We start from the raw sequence: 1,793 nt of genomic DNA on the forward strand, positions 1-1,793 counted from the left end.
GTGTCCATTCACGGGTGAGTGACAGCGGTCCGCTGAGCTGGGCGTTTGTGTTGGGGTGACACGTTGTGGTTGTTGCTTGATCGTGGCTGTGGGGCGTGGATGATCTGGGTTTGTGGCTGACCTGTCCGCGTCGTTGGAGTCGCGTCTCGCGGCTGCCGAGGCGCGGATCGAACAGTTCGCCACGACGAACGGCCGGCTGGTGGCGACGAACGAGCGGCTGCGCCGGGTGATCGAGGGTATGGCCGAGCGCCATGAGGCGGAGTTGGCCGCGGAGCGGGCCGAGCGACAGCGGTTGGAGCTCGAGGTCGCCGACCTGCGGCGGCGGGTCGGGATGGACAGTACGAACTCGTCGGTTCCGCCGTCGAAGGAGCCGGTCGGGGCGAAGGAGAAGCGGAAGGCGCAGCGGCGGGAGTCCTCGGAGCGGGTCCGTTCGAAGGAACGGAAGCCGGGCGGGCAGCCGGGTCATCCGGGCGCGGGCCTGCGCCGGGAGCCGGAACCGGACCGGTCAGAAGCCGCGGATCCACCGGCGGAGTGCTCGTCGTGCGAGGCTGACCTGGCCGGCGCGGAGGTGCTGCCTGAGGGCTGGGCGCAGGTCTGGGACCTGCTCGACCCGGTGTTGGAGAAGGTGGAGTGGGCGCTGCCGCGGCGGCGCTGCGCCTGCTGCGGGAAGGTCACCACGGCCGGGGTGCCGGGGGTCCGGCACGCGGCGACGGGCACGGTGTCCTACGGGCCGCGGCTGCACGCGGCGGCGGTGCTGCTGGCCAGTGAGGCCAACGTGCCGGTGGAACGGGCCGCGAGGGTCATCGCCGGGCTGCTGGGCGTGGAGGTCTCGGCCGGGTTCGTCGCCCGCGCGAACGCCCGGCTCGCCCAGGACCTGGAGGCCGCCGGGTTCGACGAGGCGATGAAGGCGGCGCTGCGCGCCGAGCCGGTGCTGTGCGGGGACGAGTCCCCGGTCAACGTGCTCCGCAGGGATCTCGACGAGGCCACCGGCACGGTCCTGTCCGGCACCCCGCACCTGCTGGTCATCCGCACTCCGACGCCCGGGCTGGTCTGGTACGCGGCGATGGGCTCCCGCTCCTCGGAGGCGATCCACGGCACCGGGGTGCTCGACGGCTGGCCCGGCTACCTGACCCGCGACGACTACGCCGGCTGGCACCAGTACGACCCCGGCCTCGCCGGCGTCCAACTGTGTTGTGCCCATCTGATCAGGGCGTTGCGGGCCGTGCTGACGCTCGCGCCGAAGGTCCAGCGCTGGGCCGGCCGGCTGATCGACCTCCTCCGCGAGGCCAACACCCTCGTCACCGCCACCCGCGCCGCCGGAAACAGCCGCCTGGACCAGAAGATGATCGACGAGCTGCGGGCCCGCTACGACGCTGACGTCCGCATCGGCGACCTGACGAACATGTCCAGACCCTGGACCGACGGGAAGAACCACCCCGGTCTGGTCCTCGCCCGCCGGCTTGCCGCGAAGGCCGACCAGGTCTGGCTCTTCCTCACCGACTTCAAGATCCCCTGGACGAACAATCCCGCCGAGCAGGCCATCAGGCTCCCGAAACGCCACCAGGCCGTCTCGGGCTACTGGCACACCCCCACCACCCTTGCCGCCTACCTGCGCGTGCGCTCCTACCTCGTCTCCGCCCGCGACCACGGCATCCGCGCCGTCGACGCCATCCAGATGGCCCTCGCAGGCCAGCCCTGGCTACCCGCCCCCCGCGCCACCGCGCCCGCCCTGACCACCGCCTAAAACAACATCAAAACCGGGGGTGCTGGAGCGCGCACCCGTGAATGGACAC

General features: G+C 71.7%; 1 protein-coding gene. It reads left to right on the top strand.

Annotated features, from left to right (window positions below):
• Positions 1-112 precede the first annotated feature (112 nt).
• Positions 113-1,744: an IS66 family transposase gene (gene tnpC, locus AC6EXY_RS33185; RefSeq protein WP_101833708.1), complete on the top strand. Its 1,632-nt coding sequence runs from the start codon at positions 113-115 to the stop codon at positions 1,742-1,744.
• Positions 1,745-1,793 lie beyond the last annotated feature (49 nt).

It is taken from the genome of Frankia sp. RB5 (genome assembly GCF_059816245.1).